The sequence below is a fragment of the Pseudomonas sp. FW305-20 genome (assembly GCF_058788075.1).
Window position 1 is genome coordinate 19,078 of sequence record NZ_JBYTAJ010000021.1, and the last position, 22,668, is coordinate 41,745.

General features: G+C 60.8%; 17 protein-coding genes and 3 pseudogenes. 10 read left to right on the forward strand and 10 right to left on the reverse strand.

Translation table 11 applies throughout. The annotated features are described in order from the left end of the window. Positions 1-84: 84 nt before the first annotated feature. On the reverse strand, positions 85-1,710 hold the full coding sequence (locus tag AC3WP4_RS18425) for a glucan biosynthesis protein D (protein WP_102615608.1): 1,626 nt from the start codon (positions 1,708-1,710) through the stop codon (positions 85-87). A gap of 390 nt (positions 1,711-2,100) precedes the next feature. On the opposite strand from AC3WP4_RS18425, the gene AC3WP4_RS18430 reads away from it, so the two are divergent. Further along, positions 2,101-2,286 carry a hypothetical protein gene (locus tag AC3WP4_RS18430; protein WP_102615612.1) on the forward strand — a complete coding sequence of 62 codons (186 nt, stop codon included), beginning with the start codon at positions 2,101-2,103 and terminating at the stop codon, positions 2,284-2,286. 377 nt (positions 2,287-2,663) lie between these two features. Here the strand turns inward: AC3WP4_RS18430 and AC3WP4_RS18435 are convergent. From AC3WP4_RS18435 to AC3WP4_RS18475, 9 genes and pseudogenes are all read right to left on the reverse strand, one after another. Beyond that, positions 2,664-3,047 (reverse strand): annotated as a pseudogene (locus tag AC3WP4_RS18435) (BRO-N domain-containing protein); the annotation flags it as partial. 34 nt (positions 3,048-3,081) lie between these two features. Beyond that, positions 3,082-4,566 carry an APC family permease gene (locus tag AC3WP4_RS18440; protein WP_102615607.1) on the reverse strand — a complete coding sequence of 495 codons (1,485 nt, stop codon included), beginning with the start codon at positions 4,564-4,566 and terminating at the stop codon, positions 3,082-3,084. 175 nt (positions 4,567-4,741) lie between these two features. Beyond that, on the reverse strand, positions 4,742-6,166 hold the full coding sequence (locus tag AC3WP4_RS18445) for a gamma-aminobutyraldehyde dehydrogenase (protein ID WP_102615606.1): 1,425 nt from the start codon (positions 6,164-6,166) through the stop codon (positions 4,742-4,744). 172 nt (positions 6,167-6,338) lie between these two features. Continuing rightward, complete coding sequence (locus AC3WP4_RS18450) at positions 6,339-7,181, reverse strand: ABC transporter permease (RefSeq protein WP_074879845.1); 843 nt, start codon at positions 7,179-7,181, stop codon at positions 6,339-6,341. Next, a complete protein-coding gene (locus AC3WP4_RS18455) occupies positions 7,171-8,118 on the reverse strand; it encodes an ABC transporter permease (RefSeq protein WP_074879842.1) in 948 nt (315 codons plus the stop codon). Before AC3WP4_RS18455 ends, AC3WP4_RS18450 begins: the two co-directional genes overlap by 11 nt. Before the next feature lies 1 nt (position 8,119). Beyond that, complete coding sequence (locus AC3WP4_RS18460) at positions 8,120-9,157, reverse strand: ABC transporter ATP-binding protein (protein ID WP_074879840.1); 1,038 nt, start codon at positions 9,155-9,157, stop codon at positions 8,120-8,122. A 160-nt stretch (positions 9,158-9,317) separates the two neighbouring features. Continuing rightward, positions 9,318-10,469 carry a putative ABC transporter substrate-binding protein YdcS gene (ydcS, locus tag AC3WP4_RS18465; protein ID WP_074879836.1) on the reverse strand — a complete coding sequence of 384 codons (1,152 nt, stop codon included), beginning with the start codon at positions 10,467-10,469 and terminating at the stop codon, positions 9,318-9,320. Positions 10,470-10,551: 82 nt separating this feature from the next. After that, a complete protein-coding gene (locus tag AC3WP4_RS18470; RefSeq protein WP_074879833.1) occupies positions 10,552-12,039 on the reverse strand; it encodes a gamma-aminobutyraldehyde dehydrogenase in 1,488 nt (495 codons plus the stop codon). Positions 12,040-12,139: 100 nt separating this feature from the next. Next, complete coding sequence (locus AC3WP4_RS18475; protein WP_074879830.1) at positions 12,140-13,054, reverse strand: LysR family transcriptional regulator; 915 nt, start codon at positions 13,052-13,054, stop codon at positions 12,140-12,142. A 187-nt stretch (positions 13,055-13,241) separates the two neighbouring features. Here AC3WP4_RS18475 and AC3WP4_RS18480 point away from each other — a divergent pair, with 187 nt between their 5' ends. The 9 genes and pseudogenes from AC3WP4_RS18480 to AC3WP4_RS18520 all read left to right on the forward strand — a co-directional run bounded on the left by AC3WP4_RS18480 (position 13,242) and on the right by AC3WP4_RS18520 (position 22,662). Beyond that, the gene (locus AC3WP4_RS18480) at positions 13,242-13,964 is read left to right on the forward strand and encodes a tellurite resistance TerB family protein (protein WP_074879828.1); all 723 of its coding nucleotides are present in this window, start codon (positions 13,242-13,244) and stop codon (positions 13,962-13,964) included. Between the two features lie 306 nt (positions 13,965-14,270). Beyond that, a pseudogene (locus tag AC3WP4_RS18485) lies at positions 14,271-14,690 on the forward strand (MCP four helix bundle domain-containing protein); the annotation flags it as partial. A 69-nt stretch (positions 14,691-14,759) separates the two neighbouring features. Continuing rightward, positions 14,760-15,833, forward strand: a pseudogene (locus AC3WP4_RS18490) (methyl-accepting chemotaxis protein); the annotation flags it as partial. Next, complete coding sequence (locus tag AC3WP4_RS18495) at positions 15,833-16,369, forward strand: chemotaxis protein CheW (RefSeq protein ID WP_102615604.1); 537 nt, start codon at positions 15,833-15,835, stop codon at positions 16,367-16,369. The pseudogene AC3WP4_RS18490 and the gene AC3WP4_RS18495, both read left to right, overlap by 1 nt. Beyond that, complete coding sequence (locus AC3WP4_RS18500) at positions 16,366-17,640, forward strand: CheR family methyltransferase (RefSeq protein ID WP_102615603.1); 1,275 nt, start codon at positions 16,366-16,368, stop codon at positions 17,638-17,640. Before AC3WP4_RS18495 ends, AC3WP4_RS18500 begins: the two co-directional genes overlap by 4 nt. Continuing rightward, positions 17,637-18,320 (forward strand): chemotaxis protein CheW, encoded by a 684-nt coding sequence (locus AC3WP4_RS18505; RefSeq protein ID WP_102615602.1) that lies wholly within the window; start codon positions 17,637-17,639, stop codon positions 18,318-18,320. Before AC3WP4_RS18500 ends, AC3WP4_RS18505 begins: the two co-directional genes overlap by 4 nt. After that, entirely contained in the window at positions 18,317-20,605 is a 2,289-nt protein-coding gene (locus tag AC3WP4_RS18510; RefSeq protein ID WP_102615601.1) for a hybrid sensor histidine kinase/response regulator, read from the forward strand. The genes AC3WP4_RS18505 and AC3WP4_RS18510 overlap by 4 nt, the downstream gene beginning before the upstream one ends. Beyond that, a complete protein-coding gene (locus tag AC3WP4_RS18515) occupies positions 20,602-21,612 on the forward strand; it encodes a chemotaxis response regulator protein-glutamate methylesterase (protein WP_074879811.1) in 1,011 nt (336 codons plus the stop codon). Before AC3WP4_RS18510 ends, AC3WP4_RS18515 begins: the two co-directional genes overlap by 4 nt. 48 nt (positions 21,613-21,660) lie before the next feature. Beyond that, positions 21,661-22,662 (forward strand): response regulator, encoded by a 1,002-nt coding sequence (locus AC3WP4_RS18520; RefSeq protein WP_074879808.1) that lies wholly within the window; start codon positions 21,661-21,663, stop codon positions 22,660-22,662. Positions 22,663-22,668: the final 6 nt, after the last annotated feature.

Sequence of the window (22,668 nt, forward strand, 5' to 3'; positions counted from 1 at the left end):
AGTTCACTCATTTTGTGCGACACCGCCGATCCTTGTGGGAGCGGGCTTGCCCGCGAAGAGGCCCGCCCAGACAACCAATTACCCTCAGGTGTACTTGCGCTTCTCAGGCGCCGGCGGGAAATACTGGTACAACCAGGTTTCACTCAACGTCCGGTCATTGGTGCGAATGAACAGCCGCAGCTCCACCGGCTCCACGCTGTCATTGGTCGGGTACCAGTCAAAGGTAATCCGGTAGCCCTTGATGTCATCGAGCACCAGCACGTTGAAATCCTTGACCTGCCCGTTCGAGCACGTGACCACCGGCTCGATCCCCGTGCCTTCAGGCAAGCGATCCAGACCGCCTCCGGTGAAGTCCACGGCAAACCGTCGAGCCCAGACTTCCGGGTAATGCTCGCCAGGTGCCCAGCCTTCGATGAAGCCGCCCATGCCCGAACGAGTGGCGTTGACCCTCGCCAACGGTGTGCCGACCGGTGGCAGTGCGCTCCAGTACAGCTTGTAGCCGTAGTTCAGTGAGTCGCCGGCCGCGACCGGTTTCTTCGGCGTCCAGAACGCGACGATGTTATCCAGGGTTTCGCCCGTCGTAGGAATTTCCAACAGATCGATAGAGCCTTCGCCCCACGCGGTCGTAGGTTCTACCCACAGGCTCGGACGCTTGCTGTACCAGTCGACGGTGTCTTGATAGCTGTCGAACTCATGATCGGTCTGCACCAGACCGAAACCTTTCGGGTCGGTGTCGGCGAAAGCGTTGAATTGCAGGGTGGCCGGGTTGTTCAGCGGGCGGCAGATCCACTCGCCGTTGCCGCGCCACATGGCCAGGCGATCAGAGTCGTGGATTTGCGGGTGAATCGTGTCGCACATGCGCCGTTCATGGGTGCCGCAGCTGAACATGCTGGTCATCGGCGCGATGCCCAGTTGTTCGATGGCAGTGCGGGCATTGATGTGGGCATCGATGGCCATGACAACCTGGCTGGCCTGGCAGTCGATGTCGAAACGGTAGGCACCGGTGGCGCTCGGCGAATCCAGCAGGGCATAGACCACGAAGCGGGTGCTGTTTTTGTCCGGGGTCTCGAACCAGAACTTGGTGAAATCCGGGAATTCTTCACGCTTCTTGGCATAGGTATCGATCGCCAGCCCGCGTGCCGACAGACCGTACTGCCCTGAGGCATCGACCGCGCGGAAATAGCTGGCGCCGAGGAAGGACAGTACGTCGTGCCGGTCCAGCTCCGGGGCCTTGAACAGCTTGAACCCGGAGAACCCCAGGTCGCCCGTGAGCTGTTTGGTGTCGACCGTGGTTTTTTCATAGTTGAACAGGGAAGGGCGGAAATGCACTTCCCGCGCCTGACGCGTCTTGGGGTCGACGCTGTACATGCGCACCGGCTGCTTGAACCCCATGCCCACATGGAAGAACTGCACATCCAGCTGACCCTTGAGGTCATGCCAGAGCGAGTGGTTGCCGTCGTAGCGGATCGCGTTGAAGTTCTGCGGCGTCATGGTCGCCAGGGTCGGCGGCAACACCTGCTTGGTGTCCTGATAGCGATTGCCGGCGAGCTGCTTGGCCTGGATCTTCAGCGCTTCGAAATCGAATGCCTGAGCCTCGCCATCTGCCGCGCCGGTACCGGCCCAGGCCCGCGAAGCCAGCAGGCCGGTGGCTGATAAACCGGTGTAGGCGGCGATGGCCATGGATGCTTTGAGCAAATTCCTGCGGTGCATAAGTTCAACCTGTCGTGAACAATCCCGCGCCGTTCCTGGCACGTGCTGGATCAAAAATAAAGGTTCGGACATGCCTTCGGCCAAACGCAACGGACATTAAACAGATAACAAATAGCTTAAACCGTTCGGTTGTGTAGAAAAAATGATTGGTAGCACTTTGGCTTCGCGGCAATGAAACAAGAAATGTCGGTTAAGTTTTCTGACAGTGCTTTCTGATTTATAGGGCATTTCTGCTTTTTTCGACTAATTACTCTAAAAATCGCTTTTCACCGCCGTGATAGTTCCTATTCTGTGTTCATGACCGACCCTGCCCTTCAGGCCGGCGACTACAAAAAGGAGAGGGCGATGCGGTTTTTGAAGTTTTCTCGGGCTTATAGAAGGACATCGTCCATGGCGAAAGTACAAGGCATCACTCAGTTGCTGGGAATCCTACCTTGCCTGAGCACTGCGCGCCGAAGGCGTCGGGTCAGCTCGGACGAGATGAAGTTGTTGGAGCGCTATCGGGAGCTGTCGGAAAGCGACCAGATTGCGATGCGGTATCTGGTGGAGGCGATGAGGAGTGTTTCGCGGTTTTGAGGAGGAGGGGATTTGGCTATGACGTGTTGTCGTGGCCAATCCTAAGCGCGGTAGGAGACCTGATACCAACGCGGTCTGTAGCAGCTGGCGAAGCCTGCGTCCGGCTGCGCAGCAGTCGTAACACCTGAGCACACGGTCTTCCTGAAGCACCGCGCAAGCTGATTTCACGTCTGCTGCGCAGCCGGACGCAGGCTTCGCCAGCTGCTACAAGGAGCGTGTATCTGCTGAGATTTTCTTAATCGACTGACATTAGGCAGGCAACTGATGTTGCGAGGTGAGGATTGATGCTTTGGGGTGAGACCGGGAGATTTGGAGAGCTGACTAACCAAAGGGGCGGACTGTGAAGTCTGCCCCTTTTTCATTTTTTCATCCCGCCTTCAACTGCAAGTGCCCATGATCGGGAAAGGTCGTTGTACCTGCATCAGATCAGGCATGTCCCGCCACTTGACCCAGGCCTGATGCTGCCAATGCAGCAGCGGCACCGAGATCCCGGCCCACTGCAACGAACTCAGGCTTGGAAAGTTATCCACAGATGCTGCTTTCGATTCACGCAGCATTGGGATGACTACGTTGCTCAACCACTGGCGCAGGTTTCGGTTTTCCGGGACGAAATGGTGCACCAGAAGGGCGTACATCCCTGATTCGCTGACCATCAGTGATTCGACTGTTTTGCCGTTCTTGGGCAGCCAGACGTATCGACGCTGGTCAGGATCAAGTTTCAGGGTGAGGCGTTGGTCCATCGGGCGGCCCATCAAGCGACCGGCACCACTAGCGGTACCGAGAGAGCAAAAAACCTTACCGACTAACCTTCCAAGCATCCCCCGCAGGCGCAGTCCCATGGTCATACGGCTTGGCCAGCCACATGTAAACCAGCCCCAACCCAATCACGATCGCAGTACTCAACACCATTGCATAGTTGATATGCCAAGCCGCATCCGGCGTGCGTGGCCAGGCCATGTTGATGATCGCGCCGACGCCATACACCAACGCGCCGATGTTCACGGCCCAGCCCCAGGCGCCGAGGGTGAATTTGCCGCTCGGTTTCCAGCCTTTCATGCGTGCGTAAAGCGCCGCGAGCACGATCATCTGGAATGCCAGGTAGATACCGATGGCCGCGAAGCTGACGATGGTTGCCACCGCATCCTGCAAGAAGAAGCCCAGCACAATGATCAGCGCTGGCAGGACGCCGGACACGAACAGCGCCGCAACCGGCACTTGAGTCGTAGGGGAAATCTTCTTCAGCAGTGAGCTGCCGATGACCATTTCATCCCGAGCGTAGGAATACAGCAGACGACTCGCCGCGGCTTGCAGGCTGATGACGCAGGAGATGAAGGAAATCATCACCACGCCCATCACCACTTTCGAACCGACCGGGCCGAAGGCGTTGTTGAGGATGGTGGTGACCGGGTCCTTGTCGGTGCCATTGATGACCGCTTGCATGTCTGGCACGGCGAGGATCAGCGCCAGGCAGGCGAACATCGCCGCGATGCCGCCGATGTAGATGGTCATGCGCATGGCCACCGGGATTTGCTTGCTCGGGTTCGGGGTTTCTTCGGCCACGTCGCCGCAGGCCTCGAAGCCGTAGTACAGGAACATCCCCGCCAGCGAGGCGGTGAGGAACGCCGGCAGATACGAGCCATCGACGCTGATATCGAAGGTGTTGAACAACACACTGATCGATTGATGACGTTCGAAAACCAGCAGGTAAACGCCGACGATCACCGAACCGACAAGCTCGCACAGGAAGCCGAACATGGCGATCCGCGCCAGCACTTTGGTGCCGCTGAGGTTGACCAGGGTGGCGAACAACGTCAGGAACAGCGCGATGACGATGTTGGTGGTGTTGCTCGGTTCAAAGCCCATCATGGCGGCCAGGTACGGACCGGCGCCGACCGCAACGGCGGCGATGGTGACGCACAGGGCGATGGAGTAGATCCAGCCGACCATCCACGCCCAGCGCTTGCCCACCAAGCGACGAGCCCACGGGTACACGCCGCCGGAAATCGGGAACTGCGAGACCACTTCGCCGAAGATCAGGCACACCAGCAACTGGCCGCATCCGACCAGTAAATAAGCCCAGAACATCGGTGGCCCACCGGCGGCGAGGCACAGGCCGAACAGGGTATAAACCCCTACGACCGGAGAGAGATAAGTGAAGCCCAGGGCGAAGTTTTCCCACAGGCTCATGCTGCGATTGAAGTTCGAGGTGTAACCTAGCTTGCGCAGTTGCTCGGCGTCGCTGTCGGCCACGGCTGCAGAGAGATCGGGTGATGCACTCATGTGTGTTAGCTCCGGAAAATCGGCAGATTTCGGATGTCCGAAACCGTGACAGGGCCATCACGGCGCTGCCCGGATCGGTGGTTATTGTTTTGTGTTGCGGTGAGGCCATCGCGAGCAGGCTCGCTCCCACATGGATTGCGCTGAACCTGTGGGCGCGAGCCTGCTCGCGATGCTTTTAGTGCTTGAACATCACATGCCGAACGACGGTGTAGTCCTCCAGCCCGTACATGGACATGTCCTTGCCATAACCGGACAGTTTCTGACCGCCGTGGGGCATTTCGCTGACCAGCATGAAGTGCGTATTCACCCAGGTGCAGCCGTACTGCAAACGCGCAGACAGGCGATGCGCACGACCGACGTCCGAGGTCCAGACCGACGACGCCAGGCCGTAGTTCGAATCGTTGGCCCAGCCCAGCACCTGCGCTTCATCGGCGAATTTGGTCACCGATACCACCGGCCCGAACACTTCACGACGGACGATTTCGTCGTCCTGTTGCGCGTCGGCCAACACGGTGGGTTCGAAGAAGAAACCATTGCCTTCCACAGCCTTGCCGCCGGTGATCAATCGGATATGCGGCTGCGCCACGGCACGCTCGACGAACCCGGCCACGCGGTCGCGATGTTGCGCGGTGATCAACGGGCCCAACTCGGTCGACGGATCATCCTGCACACCGTACTTGATGCTGCTGACCGCTTCGCCGAGCTTCTCGACGAACGTGTCGTAGATACCTTCCTGCGCGTAGATGCGGCAAGCGGCGGTGCAGTCCTGGCCGGCGTTGTAGAAACCGAAGGTGCGAATGCCTTCCACGGCGGCGTCGATGTCGGCGTCGTCGAAGATGATCACCGGGGCCTTGCCGCCCAGTTCCATGTGCATGCGTTTGACGCTGTCGGCGGTGCTGGAAATGATGTTCGAACCGGTGGCGATCGAACCGGTCAACGAGACCATGCGCACTTTCGGGTGTGTGACCAGGGGATTGCCAACCGTAGGACCACGACCGAACACCAGGTTAAGCACGCCGGCCGGGAAAATATCCGACGCCAGTTCCGCCAGGCGCAACGCGGTCAACGGGGTTTGTTCCGACGGCTTGAGCACCACGGTATTACCCGCGGCGAGGGCCGGGGCGATTTTCCAGGCGACCATCATCAGTGGGTAGTTCCACGGTGCGATGGACGCGATCACGCCGACCGGGTCGCGGCGGATCATCGAGGTGTGGCCGGGGAGGTATTCACCGCCCGCCGAACCGCTCATGCAACGGCTGGCGCCAGCGAAGAAACGGAACACGTCGGCAATCGCCGGGATCTCGTCGTTCAATGCGGCGCTGTAGGGTTTTCCGCAGTTATCCGATTCCAGTTTGGCCAGTTCTTCGCCATGGGCTTCGATGGCGTCGGCGAGTTTGAGCAGCAGCAATGAGCGTTCTTTCGGCGTGGTTTGCGACCAGCCTTCGAAGGCGCTGTCGGCGGCACGCACGGCGGCATCGACCTGGGCTTCACTGGCTTCGTTGATTTCCACCAACACACGACCGAGGGCCGGGTTGAACACCGGTTGGGCGGGGCCTTCGCCGTCGATCAGTTGGCCATTGATCAAGAGTTTGGTTTGCATGGCTTTGTCCTCTTCGCAACTGTTGTTTTTTCTCTGTAGGAGCCCGATCAAATTGTGGGAGTGAGCCTGCTCGCGATAGCGGTGTATCAGCTGACATCAATGTTGAATGTGATGTCCTCATCGCGAGCAGGCTCACTCCTACAGAGATTCGATTCCTTCAGTGGTCATTCGGTTATTTCCCGCCACTGCCCGCAACGCTTTCGCCGCCACGGGTCAGGTAATAGGCGCCGAGGATCGGCAGCATGGTCACCATCATCACCAGCATCGCGACGACGTTGGTCACCGGCACGTCCCGTGGGCGGCTGAGTTGGTTGAGCAGCCACAGCGGCAGGGTGCGTTCATGGCCGGCGGTGAAGGTGGTAACGATGATTTCGTCGAACGACAGGGCAAACGCCAACATGCCGCCGGCCAGCAACGCCGAGCCGAGGTTCGGCAGGACGATGTAGCGGAAGGTCTGCCAGCCGTCGGCACCGAGGTCCATCGAAGCCTCGATCAAACTGTGAGACGTGCGACGCAAGCGGGCGATGACATTGTTGTAGACGATCACCACACAGAAGGTCGCGTGGCCGACAATGATGGTGAACATTCCCGGCTCGATCCCCAGCGTCTTGAAGGTCGCCAGCAAGGCGATGCCGGTGATGATCCCCGGCAAGGCAATCGGCAGGATCAGCATCAGCGAAATGCCTTGCTTGCCGAAGAAATCCCGCCGGTACAAGGCCGCCGACGCTAGCGTGCCGAGGATCAGCGCAATCAACGTCGCGACGGAAGCGATTTGCAGTGACAGCTTGATCGCTTCCAGCACGTCCGGCCGGGAGAACGCCACGCCGATCCACTTCAACGTGAAGCCTTTAGGCGGAAAACTGAACGCCGCGTCTTCGGTGTTGAAGGCGTACAGGAAGATGATCAGGATCGGAAAGTGCAGAAACAGCAACCCGCCCCAGGCGGCGATGCGCAGGCCGAGCGAGGCTTTCTCCCCGTGGGTTTGCGGCACTGGTTTTTTTGCATCAGAGCGCATCGAAGGCCCCCAGTCGTTTCACGATAGTCAGGTAAATGGCGATCAACACAATCGGCACCAGCGTGAAGGCCGCGGCCATCGGCATGTTGCCGATCGCGCCTTGCTGGGCGTACACCATGCTGCCGACGAAGTAGCCCGGCGGGCCCACCAGTTGCGGCACGATGAAGTCGCCCAGGGTCAGCGAAAAAGTGAAGATCGAACCGGCCGCGATGCCCGGAATCGACAACGGCAGAATCACTTGCATGAACGTCTGGCGGGGCTTGGCACCGAGGTCGGCCGAGGCTTGCAGCAAGGACGGCGGCAGACGTTCCAGCGAGGCCTGGATCGGCAGGATCATGAACGGCAGCCAGATGTAGACGAACACCATGAACCGGCCCAGGTGCGAGGTCGACAAGGTGCTGCCGCCGACGCCCGGAATGCCCAAAACGAATTGCAGAACCGGCTCAAGGCCCAGGTGCTGAACGAACCACTGCGCCACGCCGCCCTTGGCCAGCAGCAACGTCCATGCATACGCCTTGACGATGTAACTGGCCCACATCGGCATCATCACCGCGATGTAGAAAAACGCCTTGGTTTTGCCGGTGGTGTAGCGCGCCATGTAGTAGGCGATCGGGAACGCGACGATGGCGCTGGCGATCGACACGACGACGGCCATGCTCAAGGTGCGCAGGATGATGTCGAAGTTCGACGGCTGGAACAGCGCAGCGAAGTTCGCCAGGGTCAGGTCGGGCGTGACCGCCATGGTGAAGTCATCGAAGGTGTAGAAGCCTTGCCACAGCAGAACCAGCAGCGATCCGAGGTAGATCGCGCCGAACCACAGCAGCGGCGGCACCAGCAGCAGCGACAGGTAAAAATTAGGCCGGCGATACAGCAGGTTGGAAAACCTGCGCAACGGCGAGCCGCCGGCCGGGGTTTGAGGGAGAGTCACGCTGTTCATCTCACACCCCGCCGACAGCGTTGTCGTGCAGCGGGATCATCGCTTCCCGTGCCCAGCGTGCGCTGATGCGTTGTCCGGTCTGATGCTGCGCGCTGACGTCGAGCCACTGGACGTTGGCCTGGCTGATGTTCAGGGTCTGGCCGTTTTCCAGTTTCACTTCATAGCGCGTGGCGCTGCCCTGGTACTGAATGTCGTGGAGCAAGCCGCTGACTTCGATTTCATGACTGGCCAACGGTCCTTCGGCGAAACGCACGTGTTCCGGGCGAATCGAAAACGGCTGTGGATTGCCACTCAATTGTTTCGCCAGGTCGCCGCGAATCACGTTGGAGGTGCCGACGAATTCGGCGACAAAGGTTGTGGCCGGTTTCATATAGAGGTTGCGCGGGGTATCGACCTGCTCGATGCGCCCCTTGTTGAACACCGCCACGCGATCCGACATGGACAGCGCTTCGGTCTGGTCGTGGGTGACGAAGATGAAGGTGATGCCGAGCTGGCGTTGCAGCTTCTTCAATTCACTCTGCATTTGCTCGCGCAGTTTTAAATCGAGCGCGCCCAACGGTTCATCGAGCAGCAGCACCCGCGGACGATTGACCAGGGCGCGGGCCAGGGCCACACGCTGGCGCTGACCGCCGGACAGTTGCACTGGTTTACGCGCGCCGTAGCCGCCGAGGGCGACCATGTCGAGGGCTTCTTCGGCGCGTTTCTGGCGTTCGGTTTTGCCGACGCCTTTGACCTTCAAACCGTAGGCGACGTTGTCGAGTACGTTCATGTGCGGGAACAGTGCGTAATCCTGGAACACGGTGTTCACGTCACGCTGATAGGGCGGCAGCCCGGCGGCCTCGAAGCCGTGAATCCGGATAGAACCTGCACTCGGTTGTTCGAAACCGGCGATCAGGCGCAGACAGGTGGTTTTGCCCGAGCCGGAAGGGCCCAGCATGGAAAAGAACTCGCCGTCCTGAATGTCGATGGAAACCCGGTCAACGGCCTTCACGTCGCCGAACTGACGGGAAACGTTGGTGAACTGGACTGCAAGCGTCATGGTGCGGTGCTCCAAAAAATCGAGGGCTGGTGATGATCGTTCCCACGCTCTGCGTGGGAATGCAGCCCGTGACGCTCTGCGTCACTTTTGCGCGAATGGACGCGGAGCGTCCGGTGATGCATTCCCACGCAGAGCGTGGGAACGATCGGTACGGGGTGTGTCAGCGACCACCCATGATCGAGATGTAGTCCTGGGTCCAGCGGCTGTATGGCACGAATTTGCCGCCCTCAGCCTGTGGGGTTTTCCAGAAGGCGATCTTCTCGAACTGGTCGAAGCCGTTGGTTTTACAGCCCTCGGCGCCGAGCAATTCGCTTTCTTTGCAGCCCGCAGGAACCGCCGGCAACGAACCGAACCAGGCCGCCAGGTCACCCTGGACTTTCGGTTGCAGCGACCAGTCCATCCACTTGTAGGCGCAGTTCGGGTGCTTGGCTTCGGCGTGCAACATGGTGGTGTCGGCCCAACCCGTTGCACCTTCTTTTGGAATGACCGAGGCCACCGGCTGCTTGTCCGCCACCAGGCCGTTGACCATGTAGCCCCAAGTGCTGGACGCCGCCACGCCTTCGTTCTTGACGTCACTCATCTGGACCGTTGCGTCGTGCCAGTAGCGGTGGACCAAGGGCTGTTGCTTGCGAAGCAGGTCCAGCGCCGCTTTGTATTGCGCTTCATTGAGCTGGTACGGGTCCTTGATGCCCAGCTCCGGCTGTTTCGATTTGAGGTAAAGCGCCGCATCGGCGATATAGATCGGGCCGTCGTAGGCCTGGACCCGGCCCTTGTTGGACTTGCCGTCCGGCAGGGTTTGCTCTTCGAACACCACACTCCAGCTGTCCGGCGCCGTTTTGAAGATATTGGTGTTGTACATCAGCACGTTCGGCCCCCATTGGTACGGGGTGCCGTAGGTTTGCTGGTTAACGACATACCACGGGCCATCCTTGAGCCGAGGGTCAATGGTCTTCCAGTTCGGGATCAACGCCGTATTGATCGGCTGCACACGTTTGCCGGCGATCAACCGCAGGGAGGCGTCGCCGGATGCCGTCACCAGGTCGTAACCACCCTTGGACATCAGGCTGACCATCTCATCGGAGGTTGCAGCAGTCTTGACGTTGATCTTGCAACCGGTTTCCTTTTCGAAACCGGTGACCCAGTCGTAGGCCTTGTCGCTTTCGCCACGTTCGATGTAGCCAGGCCAGGCCACAATATCCAGCTGACCTTCGCCGGCACCGACGGCTTTCAGCGGTTCGGCGGCCTGGATACTGGCACTGGCCAGCAGCGCGGTGGTAATAGCACTGAGCAGTGCGGTCTTGTGCACGAACATGGGGTTTCCCTCTTCTTTAATTATGGTCGGGGCAGTTTTGAACGTGGTGAAGCAGGCCGTTAGCGGCTTCTTATAAGCGTAGTCAGAGATGCTGGCCGTGGCGGGCCATGATGTGCCGCACCACGCTGTAGTCCTGGAGCGAATCGCTGGATAAGTCTTTGCCGTAGCCTGAACGTTTCAGGCCGCCGTGGGGCATTTCGCTGACCAGCATGAAATGGCTGTTGATCCAGGTGCAGCCGTACTGCAAGCGCGCCGCGACCTGCATCGCCTTGTCGAGGTTCTGGGTCCAGACCGAGGAGGCGAGGCCGTATTCCGAGTCGTTGGCCCAGTCCACGGCTTGTTCGAGCTGATCGAAGCGGGTCACGGTGACCACTGGCCCGAACACTTCGCGCTGGACGATCTCATCAGTCTGTTTGCAACCGGCCAGCAAGGTTGGCTGGTAATAGAAGCCGGCACCGGAATGCACCGCCGCGCCGGTCACTCGTTCGATGTGCGGCTGACCGAGGGCGCGCTCGACGAAACTGGCCACGCGGTCACGCTGGCGGGTGCTGATCAGCGGGCCAATCTCGTTGTCGGCGTCGCGCTTGCCGGCGAAGCGCAAACTGCTGACCGCCGCCCCGAGTTCGGCCACCAAGCGATCATGAATCCCGGCCTGTGCATAAATCCGGCAGGCCGCGGTGCAGTCCTGGCCGGCGTTGTAATAGCCATAAGTGCGCACGCCTTCGACCACGGCTTGTATGTCCGCATCGTTGCAAACGATCACCGGGGCCTTGCCACCGAGTTCGAGGTGAGTGCGTTTCAGGGTTTTCGCCGCGGCCTGGAGGATTTTTTGCCCGGTGACGATATCGCCGGTCAGCGACACCATGCGCACTTTAGGGTGACTGACCAAGTGGCTGCCGACGCCTTCACCGCCGCCGCAAATGATGTTGATCACACCGCGCGGCAGAATCTCGGCCAGCGCGGGCGCCAGGGCCAGAATCGACAGCGGCGTGTGTTCGGAGGGCTTGAACACCAGCGTATTGCCGGCGGCCAGGGCCGGGGCGATTTTCCACGCGGCCATCATGATCGGGTAGTTCCACGGCGCAATCGACGCCACCACGCCAATCGGATCGCGGCGAACCATGCTGGTGTAGCCCGGCAGGTATTCGCCGCTGAGCTGGCCGGTCTGGCAACGCACGGCGCCAGCGAAGAAGCGGAACACATCGACCGTGGCGCTCAAGTCATCTTGACGCGCCAGGTGCAACGGCTTGCCACAGTTCAGGGATTCGAGGCGGGCGAGGAGGTCGGCTTGTTTTTCGATGGCGTTGGCGATGTCCAGCAACAGGTTCGAGCGTTGTTGCGGCGTGGTTCGCGACCATCCGGCGAAGGCACGGTGGGCAGCGAGAATGGCGGCTTCGACTTGCTCGGTGCTCGCTTCGGCGATGTGCGTCAGCACTTCCCCGGTGGCCGGGTTGAGGATCGGTTCGACAAAGCCCTGGCCCGCGACCAATTCGCCATCGATCAACAACGCGGTGAACAACGGGGTCTGCGCGCCAGCCATTTTTCGGGTTCTCTTTTCTTGTGTGGCCATGCTGCTCCCTGTGACCGGGGCGCGACCGTCTTCTAGATGTACCAAGACTAGGCGCCGCACCCGAGGTCGACAAATTCTAAATACTGAAGGTGGCGTTCGATTAAATAGATGGCTTGCGCCCGCCGGGAGGTTGCTCGCGGGCGACGGTCAGGAACGGGTCCACCAGCGCTGGGCGCGCGGTGCCGCGACGCCAGGCCAGACCGACGTCGAGGGTCTGGCTCAGGTCGGCAATCGGCCGCGCTTCGATGATGTCGCCCTCCAGTGACCATGGGCGATAAGTCATGTCGGGCTGGATCGACACGCCCAATCCGGCTGCCACCAGGCTTCGCACCGCTTCCGTCGATGCCGTTCGCAAGGTGATGCGCGGTTGCAGGGAGGCCGCGGCCCACATGCGCTGGGCGTTGCGATCCATTTCATCGACGTTCAGCTGAATCAACGGCTCACGGGCCACATCGGCGAGGTTGATGCTGTCGTGTTCCAGCAGCGGATGCTGGGCCGGCAACCACAGCCGATGGGGCGAGTGAGTCAGCACTTCGGTCTGCAAGGCGTGGCGGTCTTCGAGGTTGGAGAGGATCAGCACGCCGACATCGATCTCACCGCTGACCAGCAAATGCTCGATGTAAGGGCGCTCGTCCTCCATCACCCGGATCTCGACATTGGGATAGGCGCGCTGGAAACGAGTGAGTAGATCCGCGAGGTAATAACCGGCCACCAGGCTGGTCACGCCGATGATCAACTGCCCGGCGACCTGATCGGTGCTTTGTTGCAGGCTGCGTTTGGCGTTGTCGACCGTTGCCAGAATCAGGTGCGCCTGGCGTAGGAATTGGTGACCCTGGTGGGTCAGCGTCATGCCCTTGGCGTGGCGGTTGAACAGGCCGACGCCGATTTCCTGCTCCAGTTGCTGGATCGCCAGGGTCAGTGTCGATTGGGAAATGAACGCGGTTTGTGCGGCGGCGGAGATCGAGCCGGTCTCGGCCACGGCGATGAAGTGACGAATCTGACGCAAGGTCATCATGTGGAATTACCCGGTGGGCGGTTTTTATAGATTTGCTTGAGTGTATATCCATTTTTCTGAAGGGCCCGTGATCAGCGCAAAGGCGCTACGCAACATCTCGAAGCACTCTCGCTCCCGAATGCCGGGCACTTTCGATCTAGGCTGGTGGCCTTATTGATCCGGTTAACCCCTTTTTTGGAGGCGGAAAATGAACACGCGTGGATTGCTCGATCAGCTACTCAAGTCCGGTCAGGACATGTTGCAGAACAAGGCCGGCGGCTCACAGAACAAATCCTCCGGCGGTGGCTTGGGCGGATTGCTCGGCGGCAGCAGCGGTTCGGGCGGCCTCGGCGGCTTGCTCTCGGGCGCAGGCGGCGGTGCGTTGGCAGCCGGTGCCATGGGCCTGTTGCTCGGCAGCAAGAAGGCACGCAACGTCGGCGGCAAAGTCGCCATCTACGGCGGCCTCGCGGCGCTCGGCGTCATTGCCTACAAAGCCTACGGTAATTGGCAGGCCCAGCAGGGCACCGTGTCAAAGACTGAACCGCAGACCCTCGACCGCCTGCCTCCAGCGCAAGTCGAATTGCACAGCCAGGCGATCCTCAAGGCGCTGGTTGCAGCGGCCAAAGCCGATGGCCATGTTGATGAACGCGAGCGTGCATTGATCGAAGGCGAATTCAGCAAGCTTGATAACGATCAGGAACTGCAGCAGTGGCTGCATGCCGAACTCAGCAAGCCGCTCGACCCGACAGAAGTCGCCCGCGCCGCCAGCACGCCGGAAATGGCTGCCGAGATGTACATCGCCAGTGTGATGTTGGTGGATGAGGAGAGCTTCATGGAGAAATCCTACCTCGATGAGCTTGCACGTCAGCTGAAGCTTGAACCGGGGTTGAAGGCAGAGCTGGAGAAGCAGGTGCGCCAGGCTTCTATCTAAGCCCTCATATAGGTTTACAGCTGTTTACCCCAACGCCCGATGCCCCGCATCGGGCGTTTTGTATTTAAGGACCGCTCGGTCGAGTGTGGGAGCGAGCCTGCTCGCGATGGCATTTTCAGCGGCACCACAGATTCTTTTGTCATCCACGACCCGTTTCTTGCGATTCAACCCAGACAACAGTCTTATAAATGAAACACAGCCCTCAGCTATACTCCGCAACATTTGAACCGCACCCGAGGACTGACTGTGAAGAACTGGACGTTGCGCCAACGCATCTTGGCGAGCTTTGCGGTGATTATCACCATCATGTTGCTGATGGTCGTGGTGTCGTATTCCCGTTTGCTGTCGATTGAGTCCAGCGAGAACGTTGTGCGCTCGGACAGTGTTCCCGGGATTCACTACAGCTCCCTGATTCGCGGTGCCTGGGTCGATGATTACGTGCTGACCCAGCAACTGATCGGGCTGGGTGGCGGTCGAGACATGACCCAGGCTGACAAGGATATGTACCAGCGTATTGAGGAACGGCTGGGACGCGCGATGGCCAGCTACCAGGGCACCATTTTCGAGAAAGATGATCAGGCAAGGTTCGACGAGTTTGAAAAGCTGCACGACCAATATGACGAGCAGCTCGAAGCGGTACTCGATGTCTACCAGAAAAAGGACTTCGAACAGGCCCGTCGCCTACTCGCCGAACAGTTGACCCCAGCCTGGACTGCCGGCCGCAAACAGCTGGATGAACTCATTGAATTCAACAGGCTGGCGGCTGAAGCGGCCACTGACTCGATCATTTCATCGGTCGCCGTGGCGAAGCTGATCATGGGCATTTCGTTGCTGGTCGCAGTCCTGTGTGCCGGGTTGTGTGGTCTTTTGTTGATGCGCGCGATCATGGCGCCGATGAATCGCATTGTGCAGATTCTCGAAATAATGCGTACCGGCGATCTCAGCGGTCGCCTCAACCTGGCGCGCAAGGACGAATTCGGCGCTGTGGAAACCGGCTTCAACGACATGATGGCCGAGCTGACGTCCCTGGTGTCCCAGGCCCAGCGTTCCTCGGTACAGGTCACCACCTCGGTGACCGAGATCGCCGCCACCTCCAAGCAACAGCAAGCGACCGCCACCGAAACCGCCGCCACCACCACCGAAATCGGCGCGACGTCCCGTGAGATTGCGGCCACTTCGCGGGATCTGGTGCGCACGATGATCGAAGTCTCCACCGCCGCCGATCAGGCCTCGGTGCTCGCCGGTTCCGGGCAGCAAGGCCTGGCGCGGATGGAAGAGACCATGCACTCGGTGATGGGCGCGGCCGATCTGGTCAACGCCAAACTGGCGATCCTCAATGAGAAGGCCGGCAACATCAATCAGGTGGTGGTGACCATCGTCAAGGTCGCCGACCAGACCAATCTGCTGTCGCTCAACGCGGCGATTGAGGCCGAAAAGGCCGGTGAATATGGCCGCGGTTTTGCCGTGGTCGCCACCGAAGTGCGGCGTCTGGCAGACCAGACCGCCGTCGCCACGTACGACATCGAGCAGATGGTGCGCGAGATCCAGTCGGCGGTGTCGGCCGGGGTGATGGGCATGGACAAGTTCTCTGAAGAAGTGCGTCGTGGCATGTCCGAAGTGCAGCAAATCGGCGAGCAGTTGTCGCAGATCATTCATCAGGTTCAGGCATTGGCGCCGCGGGTGTTGATGGTCAACGAAGGCATGCAGGCCCAGGCCACGGGCGCCGAACAGATCAACCACGCGCTGGTGCAGTTGGGCGATGCCAGCAGCCAAACCGTCGAGTCCTTGCGTCAGGCCAGTTTCGCCATCGATGAGCTGAGCCAGGTGGCCGTAGGGCTGCGCAGCGGCGTTTCGCGATTCAAAGTCTGATGAGCGAGCCCTCGGCCAAACGCACCGCCGTGAAGCCGGCGCTGCAATCATTGTTTCTGGTGTTCCGCATCGGCAGCGAGCGTTACGCCCTGCAGGCGATCGAGGTGGCGGAAGTGCTGCCGCGTCTGCCGTTGAAACCGATTCCCCGCGCGCCGGAATGGGTGGCCGGGGTGTTCGCCTACCGCGGCGCGGTGGTGCCGGTGATCGACCTCAGTGCGCTGACGTTCGGCCAACCGGCCCAGGCCCGTACCAGCACCCGCCTGGTGCTGGTCAACTACCGTGCGGACGAGTTCGCTGAGGCGCAATTGCTCGGGCTGATTCTGGAGCAGGCCACCGATACCTTGCGCTGCAACCCGGCGGATTTTCAGCCCTATGGCCTGGACAATCGTCAGGCGCCGTACCTCGGGCCAGTGCGTGAAGATGACCAGGGTTTGCTGCAATGGGTGCGGGTCGCCGACTTGCTTGACGATCAGGTTCGCGCGCTGCTGTTTCCAGCGCAGCCGTTGGACCTGGCGCTGCTTGAGGAGCGGCCATGAGCAACGATCAACGGTTTTTCGATTTTCTCAAAGAGCGCATCGGTCTCGATGTGACCTCGGTGGGCCCGGCGATCATCGAGCGTGCGGTGCGCCAGCGCAGCACGGCATCCAAAGCGCTGACGGCCGATGAGTACTGGCACACCTTGCAGGGTTCGCAGGACGAGCAGCAGGCGCTGATCGAAGCGGTGATTGTCCCCGAGACCTGGTTTTTCCGTTACCCGGAATCCTTCGCCACGTTGGCGAAACTGGCCAGCAAACGCCTGAGCGACATCAACAACATGCGCGCGCTGCGGGTTCTCAGCCTGCCGTGTTCTACCGGTGAAGAACCGTATTCCATCGCCATGGCGTTGCTCGATGCCGGGTTACAGCCGCACCAGTTCAAGGTCGAAGGCATGGACGTCAGCCCGTTGTCGGTGGAAAAAGCCCGGCGCGCGCTGTATGGCAAGAATTCGTTCCGGGGCCAGGACATCGCCTTTCGCGACCGGCATTTCAGCGCTGAAGGCGAGGAGGGCTATCGCCTCAGCGGGCGAGTGCTCGAACAGGTGCGTTTGCAGGTCGGCAATCTGCTGGATCCGACGTTGCTGGCCAACGAACCGCCGTATGACTTTGTGTTTTGCCGCAACCTGCTGATCTATTTCGATCAGCCGACCCAACAGCAAGTGTTCGAAGTGCTCAAGCGTCTGACTCATGTGGATGGCGTGCTGTTTATCGGCCCGGCCGAGGGCAGCTTGCTCGGCCGTTTCGGCATGCGTTCGATCGGCATCCCGCAGTCCTTTGCGTTCAGTCGTCAAAGCGCACCGGAGCCTGCGCCCATTGCGACGTTCGTGCCGACGCCACTGCCCGTGCGCCAACCGGTGCCCAGCGTGGCACCGCCGCCCGTTCGCAACCGGCCCTTTGCAACGTTGGTGCCGCTACCTGCCGTGACGAAAGTCGCCAACCCGGACACCGCCACACTGCTGGCAAACATCGCCGCGCTGGCCAACGAAGGCAAAAGTGCCGAGGCCCGCGCCGCGTGCGATAGCTATTTGCGCAGTCATGAACCCGTGGCCCAGGTCTTCTACTGGCTGGGCTTGCTCAGCGATGTCGCCGGCAGAGTCCTTGAAGCCCAGGGGTTTTATCGCAAGGCGTTGTACCTCGACCCGCAACATCCCGACGCGTTGATGCACCTCGCGGCATTACTGCAGTCCTTGGGCGACACCGCGGGAGCCAGACGATTGCAGGACCGCGCCGCCCGCAGCGAGCGCGCCGCTGACAGTGAGCGTAAACGATGAACGCCGCCGACACCTTTAGCCTCACCCATGAAGATGCCCAGGCCATCGACGACTGCTGGAACCGCATCGGTATCCACGGCGACAAGTCCTGCCCGCTTCTGAGCGATCACATTCACTGCCGCAATTGCGCGGTGTATTCGGCCGCGGCGACGCGCTTACTCGACCGCTACGCGTTGCAGCAGGAAGACCGTGGGCAAGTCTCCACGGTGGTCGAAAGCGAGATGAAAACCCGCTCGCTGCTGATGTTCCGCCTGGGTGAAGAATGGCTGGCCCTGGCCACTCGCAGTCTGGTGGAAGTGGCGCCGCTGCAAGCGATTCATTCCCTGCCGCACCAACGCTCCCGGGCTTTGCTCGGCGTGGCGAATGTGCGCGGCGCGTTGGTGGCGTGCCTGTCGCTGGTGGAATTGCTCGGGCTCGATGGCGCCAGCAGCACGGCGTCCGGTGCGCGGGTCATGCCGCGCATGCTGATCATCGCCGCACACGGCGGGCCGGTGGTGGTGCCGGTGGATGAAGTGGACGGGATTCACGCCATCGACGAGCGCGTCCTCGAGGCGGCGTCCCGCTCTGGTACGCAGGCCAGCGCCAAATACACCCGTGGCGTGTTGCAATTCAAAAGTCGCAGCCTGCGTTGGCTGGATGAAGAACAGCTGTTGTCCGCCGTGACCCGGAGCCTTACATGACCCCCGAGCAAATGCGCGACGCCTCTTTGCTGGAACTGTTCAGTATGGAAGCCGAGGCCCAGACGCTGGTGCTGAGCGCAGGTCTTCTGGCGCTGGAGCGCGACCCGACCCAGGCCGATCATCTCGAATCGTGCATGCGCGCGGCGCACTCGCTCAAGGGGGCGGCGCGGATTGTCGGCGTCGATGCCGGGGTCAGCGTCGCGCATGTGATGGAGGATTGCCTGGTCAGTGCCCAGGAAGGGCGCCTGTACCTGCGGCCCGAGCACATCGATGCCTTGCTGCAAGGCACCGATTTGCTGATGCGCATTGCGACGCCGGACAACAACCCTGAGCCGGCGGAAATCGAGGCCTATGGGGTGTTGATGGCGCTGTTGCTGGATCCGATGGCGGCGCCCGCTCCGGTCACTGCGCCAGTCGCGCCGGTGATGGCGGAACTTCAGCTCGAAGCACCTGCGCCCAAGGCCGAAGCGCCAATTCCGGTCGCCGAACCGCAACCCGCAGAACCGCCACGCAAGGCCAAGCGCACTACCGAAAATGGCGAGCGGGTGCTGCGAGTCACGGCCGAACGCCTGAACAGCCTGCTTGATCTGTCGAGCAAATCCCTGGTGGAAACCCTGCGGCTCAAACCGCACCTGGCCACCATGCAACGCCTCAAGCGCATGCAGAACAACGGCCTGCGAGCCCTGGAAAATCTCAACGTCCACCTCAAGGAACATGCCTTGAGCCTGGAAGCACAGGAAGCCCTCGAAGTCGCTCGTCGGCTATTGGCTGAGTCTCAGCAATTGCTGGCGGAAAAGAACGCCGAACTGGATGAGTTCGCCTGGCAGGCCAGTCAACGGGCGCAAGTGTTGTACGACACCGCGTTGGCTTGCCGCATGCGGCCGTTTGCCGATGTGTTGACCGGACAAGAGCGCATGGTCCGCGACCTCGGTCGCAGCCTTGGCAAGCAGGTGCGGCTGGAGATCGAGGGCGAGAAAACCCAGGTCGACCGTGACGTCTTGGAAAAGCTGGAAGCGCCGCTGACGCACCTGCTGCGCAATGCCGTGGATCACGGCATCGAATCCCCGGAGCAACGGCTATTGGCGGGTAAACCCGCTGAAGGCCTGATCCGTTTGCGCGCTTCCCATCAGGCCGGTTTGCTGGTGCTGGAGTTGAGCGATGACGGCAATGGCGTCGACCTGGAAAAGGTCCGCCGCAGCATCATCGAACGCCAATTGTCCCCGGCCGAAACCGCCGCGCAATTGAGTGAGGAAGAGCTGCTGACCTTCCTGTTCCTGCCGGGTTTCAGCCTGCGCAACACAGTCACCGAAGTCTCCGGGCGCGGCGTCGGGCTGGATGCGGTCCAGCACATGGTCCGCCAGGTGCGCGGCGCGGTCGTGCTGGAGCAGGTGGCGGGCGAGGGCAGTCGTTTTCACCTCGAAGTGCCGCTGACCCTGTCGGTGGTGCGCAGCCTGGTGGTGGAAGTCGGTGACGAGGCGTATGCCTTCCCGCTGGCCCATATCGAACGGATGTGCGATCTGGAGCCGGCGGACATTGTCCAGGTCGAAGGTCGTCAGCATTTCTGGCACGAAGGCCGGCATGTCGGGCTGGTCGCCGCCAGTCAGCTGTTGCAGCGCCCAGCGGGCCAGAACAGTCAGCAAACCCTAAAAGTGGTGGTGATTCGCGAACGCGAGGCGATTTACGGCGTGGCGGTCGAGCGGTTTATCGGCGAACGAACGTTGGTCGTGTTGCCGCTGGACGAGCGTCTGGGCAAGGTGCAGGACATTTCCGCCGGGGCCTTGCTCGACGATGGTTCCGTGGTGCTGATCGTCGATGTCGAAGACATGCTGCGTTCGGTGGACAAACTGCTCAATACCGGGCGTCTTGAGCGCATCGCCCGACAGGGCAACCAGGCGGTTGAAGCGGCTCGAAAACGGATTCTGGTGGTCGACGATTCGCTGACGGTGCGTGAGCTGCAACGCAAGTTGCTACTCAATCGCGGCTACGACGTGGCGGTGGCGGTGGACGGAATGGATGGCTGGAACGCATTGCGATCGGAGGATTTCGATCTGCTGATCACCGATATCGATATGCCGCGCATGGATGGCATCGAGCTGGTGTCTTTGCTGCGTCGGGACAATCGCCTGCAATCCCTGCCGGTGATGGTGGTGTCTTACAAGGATCGTGAAGAGGACCGTCGCCGTGGACTGGACGCTGGAGCCGACTATTATCTAGCCAAGGCCAGTTTTCATGACGACGCCCTGCTTGACGCGGTGGTTGAGCTCATTGGAGGAGCGCGTGCATGAAAATAGCGATCGTCAACGACATGCCCATGGCCGTGGAGGCCCTGCGCCGCGCCTTGGCTTTCGATCCGGCGCACGAAGTGGTCTGGGTCGCCAGCAATGGGGCCGAGGCGGTGCAGCGGTGCGCTGAAAATACGCCGGATCTGATTCTGATGGACCTGATCATGCCCGTGATGGACGGCGTGGAGGCGACTCGGCGGATCATGGCCGAGACGCCGTGCGCGATTGTCATCGTTACGGTCGACCGCGAGCAGAACGTGCATCGGGTGTTCGAAGCCATGGGCCACGGAGCGCTGGATGTGGTCGATACGCCGGCCATCGGTGCCGGCAATGCCCAGGAGGCAGCAGCCCCGTTACTGCGCAAGATCATGAACATCGGTTGGCTGATCGGTGATCGGGGCAATCGCGAGCGAGCCGCCCCGAGCCCGCACCGCAGTTCAGGTTCGCGCCAGCGCCTGGTCGCCATTGGCTCATCGGCAGGTGGGCCGGCGGCGCTGGAAGTCTTGCTCAAGGGGCTGCCGCAAAATTTTTCGGCGGCCATCGTGCTGGTGCAGCATGTCGACCAGGTGTTCGCCGCCGGCATGGCCGAATGGCTCAGCAGCGCCAGCGGCCTGGATGTGCGCCTGGCCCAGGAAGGTGAGCCTCCGCAGGCCGGCTCGGTGTTGCTGGCGGGCACCAACCACCATATTCGCTTGTTGAAAAACGGCACGCTGGCCTACACCGCCGAACCGGTCAACGAGATCTACCGGCCTTCGATCGATGTGTTTTTCGAGAGTGTGGCCAGTTACTGGAACGGCGATGCCGTGGGTGTTTTGCTCACCGGCATGGGACGCGATGGCGCACAGGGGCTTAAACTCATGCGCCAACAGGGCTACCTGACCATCGCTCAGGATCAGAACAGCAGTGCGGTGTACGGAATGCCGAAGGCGGCAGCGGCCATCGATGCCGCGATGGAAATCCGTCCACTGGACAAGATAGCGCCACGATTGCTGGAGATATTCCCCAAATGAAGAACTTTCACAGCAATCCTGGACCAAGTAGTACTCAGGTGACTGCCTATGAATGACTTACAGCTCGACGGCTTCAAAACCGACGAAAACGCCGCCATGGTGTTGTTGGTGGACGATCAGGCAATGATCGGCGAGGCGGTGCGCCGCGGGTTGTCGAACGAAGAAAACATCGACTTCCACTTCTGCTCCGACCCGCACCAGGCCATCGCCCAGGCGATCCGAATAAAACCGACGGTGATTCTCCAGGATCTGGTGATGCCCGGTCTTGACGGCTTGAGCCTGGTGCGCGAATACCGCAACCATCCGGCGACCAAGGACATCCCGATCATTGTCCTGTCGACCAAGGAAGACCCGCTGATCAAGAGCGCGGCGTTTGCGGCCGGGGCCAATGATTACCTGGTCAAGCTGCCGGACAACATCGAACTGGTGGCGCGCATCCGCTATCACTCGCGCTCCTACATGACGTTGCTGCAGCGTGACGCCGCGTATCGCGCGCTGCGGGTCAGCCAGCAGCAGTTGCTGGACACCAACCTGGTGCTGCAACGCTTGATGAACTCGGATGGCCTGACCGGGCTGTCGAACCGCCGGCATTTCGACGAATACCTGGAGCTTGAGTGGCGCCGTTCGCTGCGTGACCAGAGTCAACTGTCGCTGCTGATGATCGATGTGGATTACTTCAAGTCCTACAACGACAGTTTCGGTCACCTTGAAGGCGATGAAGCCTTGCGCAAAGTGGCAACGGCGATCCGTGATGCCAGCGCCCGACCTTCGGACCTGCCGGCCCGTTACGGCGGTGAAGAATTCGCCCTGGTGCTGCCCAATACGTCGCAGGGCGGTGCCCGGATGGTGGCGGAAAAACTGCGCCAGACCGTAGCGTCGCTAAAGATTCCGCATATTTCCCCGATCGAAGGATCGAGCCTGACCATCAGCATCGGCCTGTCGACCATGACCCCGCAACCGGGCGGCGATTGCCGTCAACTGATCTCGGCGGCGGACAAGGGGCTGTATCTGGCGAAGAACAATGGGCGCAATCAGGTTGGGATCGAATAACCCACA

What these genes read in the sequence shown, in the direction of transcription:
- AC3WP4_RS18445 (WP_102615606.1), bottom strand. Translation starts at nt 6,166, where the DNA reads ATGCAAACCAAACTCTTGATCAATGGCCAACTGATCGACGGCGAAGGC.
- AC3WP4_RS18520 (WP_074879808.1), top strand. Translation starts at nt 21,661, where the DNA reads ATGAATGACTTACAGCTCGACGGCTTCAAAACCGACGAAAACGCCGCC.
- AC3WP4_RS18425 (WP_102615608.1), bottom strand. Translation starts at nt 1,710, where the DNA reads ATGCACCGCAGGAATTTGCTCAAAGCATCCATGGCCATCGCCGCCTAC.
- AC3WP4_RS18460 (WP_074879840.1), bottom strand. Translation starts at nt 9,157, where the DNA reads ATGACGCTTGCAGTCCAGTTCACCAACGTTTCCCGTCAGTTCGGCGAC.
- AC3WP4_RS18505 (WP_102615602.1), top strand. Translation starts at nt 17,637, where the DNA reads ATGAACGCCGCCGACACCTTTAGCCTCACCCATGAAGATGCCCAGGCC.
- AC3WP4_RS18430 (WP_102615612.1), top strand. Translation starts at nt 2,101, where the DNA reads ATGGCGAAAGTACAAGGCATCACTCAGTTGCTGGGAATCCTACCTTGC.
- AC3WP4_RS18495 (WP_102615604.1), top strand. Translation starts at nt 15,833, where the DNA reads ATGAGCGAGCCCTCGGCCAAACGCACCGCCGTGAAGCCGGCGCTGCAA.
- AC3WP4_RS18510 (WP_102615601.1), top strand. Translation starts at nt 18,317, where the DNA reads ATGACCCCCGAGCAAATGCGCGACGCCTCTTTGCTGGAACTGTTCAGT.
- AC3WP4_RS18440 (WP_102615607.1), bottom strand. Translation starts at nt 4,566, where the DNA reads ATGAGTGCATCACCCGATCTCTCTGCAGCCGTGGCCGACAGCGACGCC.
- AC3WP4_RS18475 (WP_074879830.1), bottom strand. Translation starts at nt 13,054, where the DNA reads ATGATGACCTTGCGTCAGATTCGTCACTTCATCGCCGTGGCCGAGACC.
- AC3WP4_RS18470 (WP_074879833.1), bottom strand. Translation starts at nt 12,039, where the DNA reads ATGGCCACACAAGAAAAGAGAACCCGAAAAATGGCTGGCGCGCAGACC.
- AC3WP4_RS18500 (WP_102615603.1), top strand. Translation starts at nt 16,366, where the DNA reads ATGAGCAACGATCAACGGTTTTTCGATTTTCTCAAAGAGCGCATCGGT.
- AC3WP4_RS18515 (WP_074879811.1), top strand. Translation starts at nt 20,602, where the DNA reads ATGAAAATAGCGATCGTCAACGACATGCCCATGGCCGTGGAGGCCCTG.
- AC3WP4_RS18450 (WP_074879845.1), bottom strand. Translation starts at nt 7,181, where the DNA reads ATGCGCTCTGATGCAAAAAAACCAGTGCCGCAAACCCACGGGGAGAAA.
- AC3WP4_RS18455 (WP_074879842.1), bottom strand. Translation starts at nt 8,118, where the DNA reads ATGAACAGCGTGACTCTCCCTCAAACCCCGGCCGGCGGCTCGCCGTTG.
- ydcS (WP_074879836.1), bottom strand. Translation starts at nt 10,469, where the DNA reads ATGTTCGTGCACAAGACCGCACTGCTCAGTGCTATTACCACCGCGCTG.
- AC3WP4_RS18480 (WP_074879828.1), top strand. Translation starts at nt 13,242, where the DNA reads ATGAACACGCGTGGATTGCTCGATCAGCTACTCAAGTCCGGTCAGGAC.